Here is a 14,195-nt window from a genome sequence, read left to right as displayed (position 1 = left end):
TCTGACTGGAAGAATGGTGCCGTGAGCAGTGATCTCGCCGATGTGCTCGGCACCCAGGAAACCTGCAACCTTGAGTTCAAGCGGGAAATCAAGGATCTCGGTGTCATACGCAAGGCGATCTGCGCGCTCGCGAACGACCTCAACGGCAAGGGCGGCGGTGACCTGATCATCGGCGTCGACTCCGCAGGCAACCCCGTGGACGATGTCGACACCTCCGATGCGGCGCTGTTGCGTCTGACCAACCTACGTGATGAGGGCAAGATCCTCGACAGACCGTCCATCACGGTGGAAGCAGCAACATATCGAGGAAAGTCGGTTATCCGCGTCCATGTCGAAGCCTCGCATACGCCGCCGGTGCGTCTGGACGGAATCGCCTGGGTGCGTCCCGGCCCTTCGACACAGCGCGCCACCGCCGATGACGAACGGATCCTGATCGAACGAAGGCGTTCTTTCACACAACCCTTCGACAGTCATCCGGTGCTGGGCAGCGGACTCCAGGATCTCGACCTTGAACTCTTCCGGTCGACCTACCTGCCCTCCGCAGTGTCACCGGTGGTCGTAGAGGAGAACGGACGCCCGCTGGAACAGCAGCTGGCCTCCCTGCGGCTCACCGACCCCAGCGGAATCCCCACCGTACTCGGCCTGCTGGCCGTCGGATTCGACCCCACGAGCTTCATCGCCGGCGCCTACCTGCAGTTCGCAAGATTCCAGGGCATCGACATGGAGGCGCCGGTCATCGACGAAGTGGAGTTGCGCTACAACGTCATCGATATGGGGAAGCCGCTCGAGGCGCTCATCAAGTCGAACCTACGGACACGGCTGGTCGAAGTGGACGGGCTCCGGGAGGAACCGCACTCGGACTATCCCATGGCCGCACTGCGCGAGGCATGCATGAATGCGCTCATGCATCGGAACTATGAGTCCTCGAACGCCCCGACCCGTGTGCTGTGGTTCGACGACCGCATCGAGATCAGCAACCCGGGCGGTCCATATGGGCAGGTGCGGACGGATAACTTCGACCGGGTGAACGACTACCGAAACCCCTCCTTGGCCGCTGCCATGAAGAGCCTCGGTTACGTGAACCGTTTCGGACGGGGGATACGCCGGATCCGTGAAAGCATGGCCGACAACGGTAACCCGCCGCCGGAATTCATCATCGATGATGCCTCCTGGGCGGTCGTCCTACGGAGCTCGATATGATATCCGTCGCCTTCTTCAACAACAAGGGAGGCGTAGGGAAGACCACTCTGGCGTACCACATCGCACATATGCTGCGGCGGCTGGGGCACCGAGTGCTGGCCGTCGACCTGGATCCACAGGCAAACCTCACGGCAGCGTTCCTCGACGAAGGAGAACTTGAACATCTCTGGCGCGTGGAAGAGGATCTGCTGGGGAGCAGGCAACTGTCGCTCGTGCTGCGCAGCGACGACAGCCGGACGATCTCGGACGCGGTGCGCCCCATTCTGCGCGGCACCGGAGACATCACCTACATCGACCCAACCGAAACGGCCGACAGCATATGGCTGTTGCCCGGAGAACTCGAACTCAGCACCTTTGAGGACAAACTGTCCGAGGCATGGCCCAGATGCTTCACCGGCGACGAGGCCGCGATCCGCACGACGACGGCGTTCTATCGACTGATCGACCACTCCGCCACCAAGGTCGGGGCGGACATCGTCCTGATCGACGTGGGTCCTAATCTCGGGGCGATCAACCGTTCCGCCCTCCTGACGGCGGACGCGGTGGTCACGCCACTGGCAGCCGACCTGTTCTCACTGCTCGGTCTGCACAACCTCGGCCCCACATTGCGAGAATGGCGCCGCATCTGGCAGACCCTGGTACTGCCACACGTACCGCCGACCCTTAAGGCACCGCCCGGCAGAATGACACCGCTCGGGTATGTCATCATGCAGCCTAGCGTCCGCCTCGACCGGCCGGTGCACGCCTACAAACGATGGCTGTCCCGCATTCCGCAGGTCTATAAAAATGCCGTGCTGGATGATCCGCCCGACCAAAAGTCCTACGAGATAGCGACCATACGCAGCTTTCGCAGCCTGATGCCCCTGGCACATGATGCACGAAAGCCGATGTTCGATCTCCGCCCTGCCGACGGCGCCATAGGAAGCACCCAGCGATACGTACAGACCTGCTTCCAGGAGTTCCGGACCCTGACCGAGAACCTGATCGCCAGAACCAACGAACTCATCCAGCCATGACCGCACGCGGTGGTCTGCATCCGTCGCTGGTACACCACATCGTCAACTCACTGGGGTGGTCGGAACTGCGGCCATCGCAGTCCGCCGCAATGGAGCCCCTGTTGCAGGGATCGGATGCGCTGCTGCTGGCTCCCACCGCTGGTGGCAAGACGGAGGCCGCCGTGTTCCCGCTGCTTTCGCGGATGACGGCGGAGGGTTGGACGGCGCCCTCGGTGATCTATGTGGCGCCACTCAAGGCTCTGCTCAACAACCTGTTGCCACGGCTGGAAACCTACACTGGGTGGCTGGGGCGGCGAGCCGGGCTGTGGCACGGCGACATCACCTCGAGACGGCGTGCCCGGCTGCTGCACGAGCCACCGGACCTGCTACTCACGACACCGGAGTCCCTGGAGTCAATGCTGGTCAGCACCAAGGTCGACCATGTGCGCTGGTTCGGTGGGCTTCACGCGGTGGTGGTCGACGAGGTGCACGCGTTCGCCGGTGACGACCGGGGCTGGCATCTGCTGGCCGTGCTGGAACGGCTGGCGCGCATCGCCGGGAGGCCCGTCCAGCGCGTCGGCCTGTCCGCGACGGTGGGCAATCCGGACGAACTGCTGCGCTGGCTCCAGGGGACGGGTAGACGGCCGGGACGTGTGGTGGCCCCGGACACCGGATCCGGGCGGCAGGAAGCGCAGGTCGGGCTTGATCATGTGGGGTCGGTGGCCAACGCCGCCAAGGTGATCGCGGCGTTGCACCAGGGGGAGAAACGGCTCGTGTTCTGCGATTCGCGGCGGCTGGTGGAGGAACTGGGGGCGGCGCTGCGGGCACGGGGAGTGACCACGTTCCTGTCCCACGCGTCCCTGTCGGCCGACGAACGGCGCCGTGCCGAACAGGCCTTCGCCGAGACACGCGACTGTGTCATCGTCTCCACGAGCACTCTGGAGCTGGGCATCGACGTCGGTGACTTGGATCGGGTGATACAGATCAACGCACCCTCATCGGTGGCAGCGTTCCTGCAACGGCTCGGCCGCACCGGACGGCGGCCGGGCGGCACGCGCAACTGCCTGTTCCTCGGGCTGAACGAGGCCGGTACGCTCGCCGCCACCGGGCTGGCGCTACTGTGGTCACGTGGCTGGGTGGAGCCGGTGCAGCCGCCGCCCGACCCCCGGCACATCGTCGCCCAGCAGATCCTCGCACTGTGCCTGCAGGAGCACCAGGTTGGTGCCCGGCTGTGGGCGGAGTGGTGGCGTGGGCTCGGGCCTTTCGGCACGTCTGCCGAGTCGATCGTGCGGCACCTCGTGGAGCAGGGATACCTGGACTCCGACGGCGGAATGCTCTTCATCGGCCCGGAGGCCGAACGCCGGTACGGTCACCGCCACTTCATGGAACTGACCACCTCATTCACCGCCATGCCGGAGTTCACCGTACTGTGCGGGCGCGAGGAGATCGGCCGGACCGATCCTGCCCTGCTCAGTGAGCGCGTCGACGGCCCCCGGCTGCTGTTGCTGGCGGGCCGTTCCTGGCGGGTCACCTGGACGGACTGGAAACGCCGCAGATGCCACGTCGAACCGGCCGATGGTGGCGGAAAAGCCCGCTGGACCAGTCCTGTCACTGGAGGTGCGTCGTTCACCCTCGCCCAGGCCGTCCGATCGGTGCTGCTCGGCGAGGACCCTCCCGTCCGCCTGACCCAGCGTGCCGAGGCCCTGCTGACCACCCTCCGGGAACAGGCCGTCGACATTGTCCATCCGGGCGGCTCGGTGATCACCCGCGTCGGCAACGACGTCCGCTGGTGGACGTGGGCTGGCCACCGCGCCAACGCGACCCTGGCGGCAACGCTGGACGACGTCGCCGATGCGGGACAACGCGTGGAGGACTTTTCCATCCGGCTCCGCAGTGACCTCACTCCGCGAATGTGGAAGGCGGCGTTGACCAGCGCCCTGGAGCGGCTTCGTCTGCCCGCGCCATCCGAAGAGGCGTTGCGCGGCCTGAAATATAGTGACGCCCTGCCGCGTCATCTCGCCGAAGCCACGCTTTCGGCGCGACTGGCCGATCTACCCGGCGCCACTCGGATCCTGAAGAATCCCACACACATCTCTCCAGCCCTGTAACGCGTCCTAAGCGGAGCCTAGAAAGCCGCGTCGTAGGCAAGGACCACCAGGGCGGCCACATCGTTAACGGCGGGTTCCAACGGTGTCGTCCTCCGTGGAGCCCGCGACCGCATGAACACCTCGAACGCCTCGTCACGGCGACCTCCAGAACAAGGGCCCCGCCGGAGAAGACCCGTACAGGTGGGCAGATCCGTCTGCTCCGGTGATGAGGCTTGGAGGTCTTCGATCTCGCGTTCGGCAGCGTACGGAAGGGTGTCGCCGCCGGTTTCAAGGCCGGCGGCGTTCATACCGACAGTACGGGAAATGGGAGGCAATGGGCGGGCGGTGGTTGGGATCATGCCTGGGTGGCGGTTTTCGTGTGCGCGGGGTGCGAGGCCGTGCTGACGGCGCCGGTCTCGCGGGTGGAGTTGCCCGACGCCGCCCGGCAGAAGTACGGGCATGATCTGCTGCCCGTGCTGATGGAGCCCGGGACGTACGCGGTGGATCCGCATCCGGTCGGGCCGCCGTGGCTCCGTTGGGAGGAGATCGGGGAAGAGGGGGCGCTGGCACGCGGGTGGTATGCGGAGTGCTACTCCGTGCCGGACGGGCCCCGGGGGGCGGTCGTGATCGCACCGGGCGACGTTCGCGGCACGGTGCTGGTCCCGGAATGGGATGACGGCTTCTGCTGCGGGCTGGTGGGCATGAACGGGCCGAACACGGCGTGTGAGCGGTGCGGCCGGGCGGTGGCCACGTGGGTCGACGACTGCGGGCACTGGCAAGCGGTCTGGTTGGAGCCGCAGGCCGTGCGGCGGGTCGATGCCGGTCCAGAGCGGCCGGTCGCGAGCTGGGAGGAACTGCTCGAGGAGCCGCCCGGGATCCCGCCGATCGAGGCGTCCGGCAGGTGGAATCCCCGGTGGGAGGTGTCGGCGGCGGTGTCGCTGGCGCATCTGCTGGCGGCGTCCGGTGGGGCGCGGATGACGCTTCCGGAGAATCGGCTGCTCGCCGTGACGTTCGGGCGGGCCCTGGAGATGCTGCTCCCGCCGGGGCCGCCGACGAAGACCCTCGCATTGGCCGGGCCTGGGCCGCCCGACGCCCACGCGGACATCGTCATGGTTCCCCGGCATCCGCAGACCGGTGAGGTCTGGACCTGTGATGCGGAGGCGGTCGTGCCGCTGGCCGCCGAGGTGTGGTTCCCGCTGGCCTTCCGGCGGGAACGGCGCCCGGTCCCCGGGGCGGGCGCGCTGGGCGTCGACTTCGAGGAGGAGCCGCCGCTTCTGCCGCACGGGCCGTTCCGGCCGCATGGACCGGCGTTCCTCGGGGCTCTGGCGCGGCTGCCCGCGGTCCGCGAGCCGTGGCTGCGGGCGATCTACGACCGCTACTACCCGAGGAATCCCTTCAGCCCGCCGTTCTAGGCGTACGCATCCCCGGCGAGTCGTTGCAGGATGCCGGTGAGGCCCTCCCATGCCCGGTCGGTGTCGGGCTCGACCCGTAGTGGGACTTGGCCGTCAGGTCGGTCACGGTGACGAACCAGCGGCGGCCGAGCGTGTCGGTGGCCGTCCAGTGGTGGTCGCCGAAACCGGCCGGGGTGTGGGCCAGGGACACGGTCTCGGCGTCCCAGGCCGTCAGGGCCTGCCGTACCGCTCGGTCGTCGCAGTCCTCCGGGCGTTCCCTCATGCCGGTGACGGTGGCCGGCGGCCGTCAGGGCAGCGTGAGGATTTCCGGGCCGTCGTCGGTGATGGCGACGGTGTGCTCGACGTGGGCGCCGCGGCTGCCGTCGGCGGAGCAGATGGACCAGCCGTCGGAGGCGATCTCGTACTCGTCGCGGCCGCCGGCCATCAGGCTGGGCTCGATGGCGATGACCAGGCCGGGGCGCAGGCGCAGGCCGCGGCCGGGACGGCCCTCGTTGGGGACGAACGGGTCCTCGTGCATGGCGCGGCCGATGCCGTGGCCGGCGAAGTCGTTCTGGACCCCGTAGCCGGCGCCGCGGCCCACCGGGGACATGGCGTGGCCGATGTCGCCGATGGTGGCGCCGGGGACGGCGGCGGCGATGCCGGCGGCGAGCATCCGTTCGGTGGTCTCGATCAGCGCCAGGTCCTGCGGGCGGGCGGTGCCGACGGTGAAGCTGACCGCGGCGTCGGCGTGCCAGCCGTCGACGTGCGCGCCGCAGTCGACGCTGAGCAGGTCGCCGTCGCGCAGCCGGTAGCCGGTGGGCAGGCCGTGCATGAGGACGCCGTTCACCGAGGTGCAGATGACGCCGGGGAACGGGGTGGCGCCGAACGAGGGGTGGTAGCCGAGGAACGACGAGCCCGCGCCCGCCTCGGCGATGATCGTGCGGGCCAGCTCGTCCAGTTCGCGCAGCGACACCCCGGGCGCGGCGGCCTCACGGACCCGGGCGTGCACGGCGGCGACCACGCGGCCCGCCGCCCGCATGGCGTCGATCTCCCCGGGCGTCTTCAGCTCGATCACGGGCGTCCCTTCGAGGTTCGCAAGATAGTAATACCAGTATTACTATACAGAACCCGTGAGCGCCGTCCGCCGTGCACGGCGGGGCGCGCCCGTCGCCCCGCCGTGCCGGTCCCGGCGGTCACCGGGAGGCGAGGATCTCGTCGAGCTTCTCGAAGCCCTCGTTCACGCCCTGCTGCATGCCGGAGGCGGCCATCCCGTCGCGGTCCTCCACGGACTGGAACACCGAGGTGCCCACGTACCGGGTGCGGCCGCCCTCCAGCTCCTGGAACTCGGCGGTCTCCAGGGTGACGTGACCGGGCAGGCCCTCCCACTCGAAGGTCTGCACGATCCGGCGCGGCGCGGTGACCTCGTGGAAGCTGCCGTGGAACGCGTCGGTGCCCTCCGGGCCGGACGTCTCGTACCGGTAGGAGCCGCCGGTCTTGGGATCCCAGCGGTCGATGGACAGCGTGTAGCCGCGCGGCCCCATCCAGCGGGCCACGGCCTCCGCGTCGGTGAAGGCCTCGAACACCGCGTCCGGCGGCGCGTCGAAGACCCGCTTGATGACGATGTCCTGCCTGCCGGGCTCGATGACGAACTCAGTCTCGGCCATGATCTGCTCCTTCGCTGCGTCTGCGCTGTATCTGCCGGATTTCCCGGTCGAGCCGGTCGAAGCGGTCGGCCCAGACCGCCTGGTAGCGCTCGATCCACTGCGAGGCCTGCGCCAGCGGCGCGGTCTCCAGCCGGCAGGGCCGCCACTGCGCGTGCCGCCCCCGGCTGATCAGCCCGGCCCGTTCCAGCACCTTCAGGTGCTTGGAGACGGCCTGGACGCTGATGGAGAACGGCTCGGCCAGTTCGTTGACGGTCGCCTCCCCCTCCGCCAGCCGGGCCAGGATCGCCCGCCGGGTCGGGTCGGCCAGCGCCGCGAACGTGACGCTCAGCGGATCGTCCGCCATCCGTATTCAACCTTTCAGTTGTTCAACCGATAGGTTGATTATCGGTCCGCGCACGGCGTCCCGTCAAGGGGGTTCAGCGACCCGACGCCGGCCCGGACGCCCGCGGGACGGGGCCGGGTTCGCGCCGGGTCCGCCGATCGGCGGACCCGGCGTGCCCGTTCCCGTCCATCACAGGTGGTGGCGGAGGAGGAGGTCGGCGGGGAAGGGGTCCAGATAGGTCTGCTGGGACAGGTAGCCGAACTCCTCGCCTTCGGCGTGGTGGCGCAGGAGGGCGATCGGGACGCTGAGCGGCGCCTGCCCGAGGCGGTACGACTCGATCGCGACGAGGATGTCGTGGCGGCGGGCGGGATCGAGCCGGTCGCCGACGAATCCCAGGACGTGCTGGAGGGCGTTGGCGTGGCGGCCACGGCCGCCGCGCACGGCGAGCGCGGCGGTGAACGCGCGGCGGTAGTCGGCCTCCAGCTCGGCGGGCTCCCGGGAGCCGGCCCGGGCGACGATCCGGCCGGTCTCGCGGTAGGCGTCCGGGGCGTGCGCCAGGAGCTGCATCTTGTGCCTGCCGTGGAACTCCACCAGGTCGCGGGGACGCCAGCCGCCGGCGAAGAACTCACGGAGCCTGGCCTGGGCGAACACGCGCTCGACGAAGTGCTCGCGCAGCATCGGGTCGTTGAGTCGGCCGTCCTCCTCGGCGGGCAGGTCCGGCAGCGCGTCGCGGACCAGGGCGGCGAACAGGCCGCGGCCACGGCGGTCCACCGGCTGCCCGTCGGTGCGCTCCCCCGGGCGTCCCGACGCGTACCGGGGCAGGCCCAGCAGCCCGCAACTGGGGGAACGCGACTTGAGCACGTACCCGTCGAGCCCTTCCAGCAGGGGAATCCGCCCGTCGGCGAGGCCGGTCATGGCGGCGGTGTGGTCGGCCGTCCCGTCCTTGGTGACGAGCCTGCCGTCGGTGAGCAGGCGCAGCGTGGGCCGGGGGGCGCCCAGGCCGATCTCCATCTCCGGGCAGACCGGCACCCAGTCGACATGGCGGGAGAGCCGGTCGGTGAGGAACCGGTCGCGGCTGTGGCCGCCGTTGCAGCGGACCGGGGCGCCCAGCAGGCAACTGGACACCGCGAGCCGCGGACGCGGGTGTCCCCGCCGGACGACGGGCGCACGGGCGTTCACAGCGGTTCTCGCGTTCCGGGCAGCCCGCGGACGAGCCGCCGTCCCGGGGTCATGCGCACCACTCCAAGTCGCAGATCGCTCAACCCGTTCCTTGCCGGTCGATGGCGACAGGCACCCACAGGGAGGGCAAAACTCACAAAAAGCGACGCAACCGGTCGCGGCGGCCGGCTCAACGTGCTGCTCTTCCACACCGGCCCGTTCCGCACGGTCGCCTCCTGGGACCGGGCCGGGGACGGGCCAGGGCCCGGGCGGCGGCGCACCCCACGCCGCATGCGGCCCGGGCCCTCCCGGGTCGGCGGCCGTAACCCTGGGACCTCACCGGCCGCCTCGCTCCCCGGGCCGGACGGTGCTCCGTGGGACACCGTCGGGGCTCCCGGCGGCGGACGCCTCGCCTGTCGGACCGGGGATGTCCATGACAGCGCACCGCGCTCCGGACGTGCAGGGGTCCCGGGCAAGTCTGTGACGGGCGACCGCGACCGCACGGGGCGGCTGGTGGGCCTCACACGGCGGTCACGCCGGACCGGCCCCGTCACCGGCCCCGTCACCGGCCATGTCACCGGCCATGTCGAACACCGCCTGCAGGGTGTGGCGGCGGCGGGCGGCCAGGTCGGCGACGAACGCGGGCGCGTCGTCGAACGGCAGCACGTCGGTGACCAGGTGCCCGCGGATCGCGTCGCCGTGGTGGCGGAGCAGGTCGATGGTCTCGGCCGACAGCCGTTCGCGGCTCCACACGTGGTCCAGGCCGCGCGGCACCCGGCCGATCTGGGAGCAGCGGATCGACAGCGCGTTGTGGTGGAACTCCTCCCCCAGCCGCAGGCCGTCCGCGCCGTCCTGGTAGAACGCCAGGTCCACCACGGTGCCGCGGGGCCGGAGCATCCGCAGCGCCAGGTGCAGGCTTTCGGGGCGGCCCCGGCACTGGAACACCACGTCGGCGCCCCGGTCCTGGTGGGCGTGCCGCCAGCGGGTCTTGACCTTCAGCGCCGGGTCGGCGGCGTCCATGTCCAGGACGTCCAGGCCCAGGCGGGCCGCGCGGTCCAGCCGTTCGGGGGTGCGGTCCACGACGACGACCTCGGCCGCGCCGTGACGGCGGGCGAACAGGGCGGTCAGCAGCCCCACCACGCCCGCGCCGGTGACCACCACGCGGCGGCCGCGTACCCCGTCGCCGAGGGTGCGCACGTCGGTGCCGCACAGGTCGGCGGCGGCGTGCAGCAGGCCGTTCGCGCAGATCGGGCCCATGTGGGCGACGTAGATCCCGAGCATGGGGTCCAGGTCGTCCGGCAGCGGGACGAACCGGTCGTCGGCCCAGTGGGCGGTGTAGGCGGTGCGGTGCCCGTACGCCATGGCGAGGATCTGGCCGGGGGCGACGGCGCCGGTCCGGGTGTCGGTGACGCGGGCGACCTCCATGTAGCCCATCCGGGTCACCGGGTATCCCGCCGCGGCCCGGTCGGGGCGGAACAACCCCAGCACCGGGTCCCAGCTCGAGGACAGGTACGGGTTCGTTCCCTTGACGTAGGACAGTTCGGTGCCGGCCGACAGCCCGCTGTAGAGGGTCTCGACGCGGAAGCCGCCGTCCGGGACCGGGCGGTCCTCCTCGTCGGCGATCACGACCTTGCCGACGTCGATCACGTGCAGGGTGCGGACCTCAGCCATGCTCGTCTCCGGGCTCGTCCGGCACGGCGACGGGCTCCCCGGTGGTGGCGGCGCGGGCGATGGCGCAGGCCAGCCGGTGGGTGCGCAGCGCCTCCTCGTACGGCACCCGCACGTCGTCGCCGCGCCCGAGGACCGCGTCCACGAACGCCCGGTCCACCCGGCGTTTGGCGTCCCCCGGGTCGGTGACCTCGACGCGGCCGTCGCCGGTGTCGGCGACCAGGCGGTCCTCGGCGACCTCGACGGCGATGCCCTCGGCGTACACCTCCAGCCCGGCGCGGTGCTTCCAGCCCAGCAGGCAGGTCGCGCCCAGGATCCCGCTGGCCCCGCCGCGGAACCGCAGCAGCGCCCCGGTGGCCGCGCCGATCGCGCCCTCCTCCCGCTCGGGCGGGTAGCCGGACTCGTGCGCGCTGACCTCGGCGACCTCGCCGACCAGTGCCCGGGCCAGGTCCAGCACGTGCACCGCCTGCTCGATGACCTGGCCGCCGGAGCCGTCCCGGCGGGTCCACCACGGCACCGGCGGGATCTTGTCCAGCCAGACCCCCAGCGCCAGCCGGATCGGGCGGTCGGCCAGCAGCCGCCGGGCCTCGTCGAGGACGTCCAGGTAGCGCCAGTGGTGGCCGACGGCGGTGACCACGCCGGCGCGGCGGGCGGCGTCGGCGACGGTGCGGGCGGTCCGCTCGTCCAGCGCCAGCGGCTTCTCCACGAACATCGCCAGCCCGGCGTCCAGCACGTCCAGCTCGATGGGGCCGTGCGCGAACGGCGGGACGCACACGTACACCGCGTCGAGCCCGCCGTCCTGGAGCATCGCCTTGTGGTCGCCGTACACGGCGGCGCCGCAGCGGCCGGCCAGCCGGGCGGCGCGGGCGGTGTCGGTGTCGGCGACCGCCGCGATCCGCACGTCCGGGAACCCGCCCAGGACCTGGGCATGCCTGGCGGCGACGTTTCCGGCCCCGACGATTCCGATTCGGCATTTCACAGGCCCAGGTATGCCGCCCGCGCGCGAAGCGAAACCCGGGGCGGCCAGTTTGAACCGATTCGCCCAGGGCAGGCAGCCGGTCACCGCACCGTCCAGCGGAGGGTTGGTGATCCATGAGACCACCGTCACCGACGCCCGACACCACCGGACCCGTCGACGTCGGAACCTGGCTGCGGACCCGGACCAGCGGGTCGGCGGACTGGCCGGCGGAGGCGGTGCTGGACGCCAAGGGCGAGCACCGGGTGAGCGTGGTCCTCCCGGCCCGCAACGAGGAGGCCACGGTCGGCGAGATCGCCGGGCTGATCCGGCGGGACCTGCAGGAGCGGCTGCCGCTGGTGGACGAGCTGCTGGTGATCGACTCGCGGTCCACCGACGCGACCGCCCGGGTGGCCGCCGCCGCGGGCGCGCGGGTGGTGCACCAGGACACGGTGCTGCCCGAGCTGGGCCCGATGGCCGGCAAGGGCGAGGCGCTGTGGAAGGCGTTGGCCGTGACCACCGGGGATCTGGTGGTCTTCGTCGACGCCGACCTGCGCAACTTCGGCACCCACTTCATCACCGGGCTGCTCGGGCCGCTGCTGGCCGACCCCGCGGTCGCCTACGTCAAGGGCTGTTACGAGCGGCCGCTGGCCGAGGAGGGGCAGGTCCGGCCGCACGGCGGCGGCCGGGTCACCGAGCTGGTCGCCCGTCCGCTGATCAACCTGCACTGGCCCGCGCTGGCCGGGTTCATCCAGCCGCTGGCGGGCGAGTACGCCGGGCGCCGGGACGCGCTGGAGCGGGTGCCGTTCGTCACCGGCTACGGGGTGGAGCTGGGGCTGCTGATCGACCTGCTGCACCTGGTCGGCCTGGACGGGATGGCGCAGGTGGACCTGGGGGTGCGGGTGCACTCCAACCAGCCGGTGGACGCGCTGGGCCGGATGGCCTGCCAGATCATGCTGACCGCCTGGTCTCGGCTGGAGCGCGAGGGCCGCGCGGTGGCCGCCGAGCCGCCCGGCGAGCGGCTGCTGCAGTTCGTCCACCTGGGCGACCGGCGGGAGATCCGGATCAGCGACGTGGGGGTGCGGGAACGGCCGCCGCTGGTGACCGTGCCCGGATACCGGCGGCCGTCAGCGGGGTGGAGGGCGCGATGAACGTCACGGTGCTGATGAACGCCGGCCCCTGGCTGCCGGTCCCGCCGCCCGGTTACGGGGGCATCGAGAACGTCGTCGCGACCCTGGTCCCGGAGCTGCGGGCGCGCGGGGTGCGGGTGGTGCTGGCGTCGGTGGGCGCGAGCACCCTGGCCGCCGACGAGCACCTGCACGTGTTCGAGGAGGGCCGGTTCGACCAGTTACAGCGCCCGTACAACCAGGTCATGGGGATCGCGCACGCCCACATGCAGCGGGTCGTCGCCGAGTTGCGCCGCCGCGACGACATCGACCTGGTCCACGACCATGTGGAGGCGGTCGGGCTGAGCGTGCTGTCGGCGATGGGTCCGTCCGCTCCCCCGGTGCTGCACACCCTGCACTGGGATCTGCGCAAGCATCCGGAGCTGTACGGGGCGTTCGACGGCGGTGACCGGGTGCGGGTGAACGGCGTGTCCCGCTCCCAGTTGCTCCGGGCGCCCGCCGGCCTGCGGGCCCACAGCCTGGGGTGGGCGTACCTGGCGACCCCGCTGGCCGACCGGTGCGCGACGGTGCGCGAGCGGGCCGGCAGGCGGCAGCGCAACGGCCCGGTGGTGATGCTGGGGCGGATCTGCGCGCTCAAGGGCCAGCATGTGGGGGTGCGGCTGTGCCGCGAGCTGGGCCTGCCGCTGGTGCTGGCCGGTCCGGTGGGCGGGCTGGCGGGGCCGCGCGAGCTGGCCGGGGCGCTGGCCGACCCGGACCACCGCGCCCACTCCAACCCCGACGTCCGGTACTACCGCGAGCAGGTCGAGCCGTTCGTCGACGGGGACCTGGTCCGGTGGGTCGGCTCGGCGGAGGGCGCCGACCGTGACCGGCTGCTGCTGGAGGCCCCGGCGGCGCTGTTCCCGGTGCAGTGGGAGGAGCCGGGCGGCACCGCGGTGATCGAGGCGCTGGCGTGCGGCACGCCCGTGGTGGGGCTGCGCCGCGGCTGCCTGCCCGAGCTGGTCGAGCACGGCTGCACCGGGCTGCTGGCGGACGGCGAACGGGAACTGCGGGACTACCTCAAGCGGGTGCAGGACATCGATCCGCAGGAGTGCCGCCGCAGTTGCATTCGCCGATTCTCCCCCGCCGTGATGGCCGAGCGATATCTGGAGTTCTACCGGGAACTGCTCACCCATGCGAGACGCGGGTGACGGACGCACGGCCCTGGTGCTGCTGGCCATGGCCGCCATGACGGCGGGATGCGCCGCCCAGGACACCGGGCCGGTGGCGGACGCCGCCACCGCCCTGTTCACCGCGGTGCAGCGGGGCGACGGCCGGGCGGCGTGCGCGGCGCTGTCGCCCAAGGCCGCCGCGGGCCTGGAGACCGGCGCATCGAGCTGCCCGGAGCAGATCCTGGAGCTGGGCCTGCGCGGCGGGCCGATCCGCCAGGTCCGGATCTGGGGCGACCGGGCGCAGCTTCGGGCCGGTGCGGACACGGTGTTCCTGGTGGAGCTGTCCGGGCTGGGCTGGAAGGTCGCCGCCGCCGGATGCGAGCCGCGGCCCGGCCGCCCGTACGACTGCGACGTGGAGGCGTGAGATGCGGACGATCTTCTTCCTCATCATCGCGGTGGTGGTGCTCGGCAACGCCTACT

At 71.2% G+C, this 14,195-nt stretch carries 14 protein-coding genes; 7 read left to right on the top strand and 7 right to left on the bottom strand.

Going from position 1 to position 14,195, the window contains the following annotated elements; genetic code table 11:
- Positions 1-21: 21 nt before the first annotated feature.
- From HNR21_RS19310 to HNR21_RS19295, 4 genes are all read left to right on the top strand, one after another.
- Positions 22-1,200, top strand: a complete 1,179-nt coding sequence (locus HNR21_RS19310; RefSeq protein ID WP_182706294.1) for an RNA/DNA-binding domain-containing protein — start codon at positions 22-24, stop codon at positions 1,198-1,200.
- Positions 1,197-2,216, top strand: a complete 1,020-nt coding sequence (locus HNR21_RS19305; protein ID WP_182706293.1) for a ParA family protein — start codon at positions 1,197-1,199, stop codon at positions 2,214-2,216. Before HNR21_RS19310 ends, HNR21_RS19305 begins: the two co-directional genes overlap by 4 nt.
- Positions 2,213-4,303 carry a DEAD/DEAH box helicase gene (locus HNR21_RS19300; protein ID WP_182706292.1) on the top strand — a complete coding sequence of 697 codons (2,091 nt, stop codon included), beginning with the start codon at positions 2,213-2,215 and terminating at the stop codon, positions 4,301-4,303. Before HNR21_RS19305 ends, HNR21_RS19300 begins: the two co-directional genes overlap by 4 nt.
- 344 nt (positions 4,304-4,647) lie before the next feature.
- Entirely contained in the window at positions 4,648-5,694 is a 1,047-nt protein-coding gene (locus HNR21_RS19295) for a hypothetical protein (protein ID WP_182706291.1), read from the top strand.
- Here the strand turns inward: HNR21_RS19295 and HNR21_RS19290 are convergent.
- From HNR21_RS19290 to HNR21_RS19260, 7 genes are all read right to left on the bottom strand, one after another.
- Positions 5,678-5,956: a hypothetical protein gene (locus HNR21_RS19290; RefSeq protein WP_182706290.1), complete on the bottom strand. Its 279-nt coding sequence runs from the start codon at positions 5,954-5,956 to the stop codon at positions 5,678-5,680. The two genes, HNR21_RS19295 and HNR21_RS19290, sit on opposite strands and share 17 nt — an antisense overlap.
- A 24-nt stretch (positions 5,957-5,980) precedes the next feature.
- Positions 5,981-6,748 carry a type I methionyl aminopeptidase gene (map, locus tag HNR21_RS19285; protein ID WP_182706289.1) on the bottom strand — a complete coding sequence of 256 codons (768 nt, stop codon included), beginning with the start codon at positions 6,746-6,748 and terminating at the stop codon, positions 5,981-5,983.
- A 118-nt stretch (positions 6,749-6,866) separates the two neighbouring features.
- Positions 6,867-7,337, bottom strand: coding sequence for an SRPBCC family protein (locus HNR21_RS19280; RefSeq protein ID WP_182706288.1), 471 nt, complete (start codon positions 7,335-7,337; stop codon positions 6,867-6,869).
- Entirely contained in the window at positions 7,324-7,680 is a 357-nt protein-coding gene (locus tag HNR21_RS19275; protein ID WP_182706287.1) for an ArsR/SmtB family transcription factor, read from the bottom strand. The genes HNR21_RS19280 and HNR21_RS19275 overlap by 14 nt, the downstream gene beginning before the upstream one ends.
- A 168-nt stretch (positions 7,681-7,848) precedes the next feature.
- Positions 7,849-8,838 carry a YbgA family protein gene (locus tag HNR21_RS19270; protein ID WP_312881106.1) on the bottom strand — a complete coding sequence of 330 codons (990 nt, stop codon included), beginning with the start codon at positions 8,836-8,838 and terminating at the stop codon, positions 7,849-7,851.
- Between the two features lie 510 nt (positions 8,839-9,348).
- The gene (locus tag HNR21_RS19265) at positions 9,349-10,488 is read right to left on the bottom strand and encodes a zinc-dependent alcohol dehydrogenase (RefSeq protein ID WP_182706286.1); all 1,140 of its coding nucleotides are present in this window, start codon (positions 10,486-10,488) and stop codon (positions 9,349-9,351) included.
- A complete protein-coding gene (locus HNR21_RS19260) occupies positions 10,481-11,464 on the bottom strand; it encodes a Gfo/Idh/MocA family protein (protein ID WP_220500214.1) in 984 nt (327 codons plus the stop codon). Before HNR21_RS19260 ends, HNR21_RS19265 begins: the two co-directional genes overlap by 8 nt.
- A 113-nt stretch (positions 11,465-11,577) precedes the next feature.
- Here HNR21_RS19260 and HNR21_RS19255 point away from each other — a divergent pair, with 113 nt between their 5' ends.
- From HNR21_RS19255 to HNR21_RS19245, 3 genes are read left to right on the top strand one after another with little or no spacing between them, the layout of a single operon-like run.
- Positions 11,578-12,591, top strand: a complete 1,014-nt coding sequence (locus HNR21_RS19255) for a glucosyl-3-phosphoglycerate synthase (protein WP_182706285.1) — start codon at positions 11,578-11,580, stop codon at positions 12,589-12,591.
- The gene (locus HNR21_RS19250; protein ID WP_182706284.1) at positions 12,588-13,754 is read left to right on the top strand and encodes a glycosyltransferase; all 1,167 of its coding nucleotides are present in this window, start codon (positions 12,588-12,590) and stop codon (positions 13,752-13,754) included. The genes HNR21_RS19255 and HNR21_RS19250 overlap by 4 nt, the downstream gene beginning before the upstream one ends.
- Positions 13,738-14,139 (top strand): hypothetical protein, encoded by a 402-nt coding sequence (locus tag HNR21_RS19245; protein ID WP_182706283.1) that lies wholly within the window; start codon positions 13,738-13,740, stop codon positions 14,137-14,139. The genes HNR21_RS19250 and HNR21_RS19245 overlap by 17 nt, the downstream gene beginning before the upstream one ends.
- The last annotated feature ends 56 nt before the right edge of the window (positions 14,140-14,195 follow it).

Origin of the sequence: Thermomonospora cellulosilytica (genome assembly GCF_014138835.1) — a bacterium.
Lineage (GTDB): Bacteria > Actinomycetota > Actinomycetes > Streptosporangiales > Streptosporangiaceae > Thermomonospora > Thermomonospora amylolytica.
This window is presented reverse-complemented; position numbering and strand designations above follow the sequence as displayed.

What these genes read in the sequence shown, in the direction of transcription:
- HNR21_RS19250 (WP_182706284.1), top strand. Translation starts at nt 12,588, where the DNA reads ATGAACGTCACGGTGCTGATGAACGCCGGCCCCTGGCTGCCGGTCCCG.
- HNR21_RS19245 (WP_182706283.1), top strand. Translation starts at nt 13,738, where the DNA reads ATGCGAGACGCGGGTGACGGACGCACGGCCCTGGTGCTGCTGGCCATG.
- HNR21_RS19265 (WP_182706286.1), bottom strand. Translation starts at nt 10,488, where the DNA reads ATGGCTGAGGTCCGCACCCTGCACGTGATCGACGTCGGCAAGGTCGTG.
- HNR21_RS19290 (WP_182706290.1), bottom strand. Translation starts at nt 5,956, where the DNA reads ATGAGGGAACGCCCGGAGGACTGCGACGACCGAGCGGTACGGCAGGCC.
- HNR21_RS19280 (WP_182706288.1), bottom strand. Translation starts at nt 7,337, where the DNA reads ATGGCCGAGACTGAGTTCGTCATCGAGCCCGGCAGGCAGGACATCGTC.
- HNR21_RS19275 (WP_182706287.1), bottom strand. Translation starts at nt 7,680, where the DNA reads ATGGCGGACGATCCGCTGAGCGTCACGTTCGCGGCGCTGGCCGACCCG.
- HNR21_RS19300 (WP_182706292.1), top strand. Translation starts at nt 2,213, where the DNA reads ATGACCGCACGCGGTGGTCTGCATCCGTCGCTGGTACACCACATCGTC.
- HNR21_RS19255 (WP_182706285.1), top strand. Translation starts at nt 11,578, where the DNA reads ATGAGACCACCGTCACCGACGCCCGACACCACCGGACCCGTCGACGTC.
- HNR21_RS19305 (WP_182706293.1), top strand. Translation starts at nt 1,197, where the DNA reads ATGATATCCGTCGCCTTCTTCAACAACAAGGGAGGCGTAGGGAAGACC.